Source organism: Mesorhizobium sp. M7A.F.Ca.CA.004.06.1.1 (assembly GCF_003999135.1).
Classification (GTDB): Bacteria; Pseudomonadota; Alphaproteobacteria; order Rhizobiales; family Rhizobiaceae; genus Mesorhizobium.
Map to the genome: position 1 here is coordinate 1 of NZ_RZPQ01001391.1, position 548 is coordinate 548.

Consider the following 548-nt stretch of genomic DNA (forward strand, 5'->3'; position numbering starts at 1 on the left):
GGCCAGGAGCACGCCGGTCGCGAACAAGAGCTTGTTGAGATAGATGACCTTGTCCAGACCCGAAGCCGTATGCAACTCGTCGGCGAAGGATTGCAGAAGTCCGTAAGCATGCAGCGTCACCAGGCCGGCGGCCAGGATCACGAATATAAAGACGAAAAATGCTGATTCCGCCTTGTGGAAACGCATCTGCTCCCCGTTGGAAAAGTGCCCACTGATCTTATGGCATGGGCGGGCTTACGGAGGGTTAATTTGGACAACCACCACGGGAACCGTTCCTTGCAGGTAAACTTTTCAGGTTGTATCGGAAGCAAGCGCTGAGATCGTGGTTTCCAGATCATCACCGGGGCGCAATCTCAGCCATTCCGGCCCCAATTGATGCCTGAACCAGGTGGTTTGCCGCTTGGAATATTGCCTGGTCGCGATCTTGGCGCGTTCGATTGCCTCGGGAAAGCCAATCTCTCCGGCCATCGCTGCCTGCAGTTCGCGACCGCCGATCGCTTTCATCGCCGGCAATTCGGGATCGAGGCCAAGTGCCGCAAGCCGCTTGA

Annotated in this window: 2 pseudogenes; both read right to left on the minus strand. The window is 56.8% G+C overall.

Annotated features, from left to right (window positions below):
- Positions 1 to 186 (minus strand): annotated as a pseudogene (locus EN906_RS36535) (GGDEF domain-containing protein); the annotation flags it as partial.
- Positions 187 to 291: 105 nt separating this feature from the next.
- A pseudogene (locus tag EN906_RS36540) lies at positions 292 to 548 on the minus strand (tRNA (adenosine(37)-N6)-dimethylallyltransferase MiaA); the annotation flags it as partial.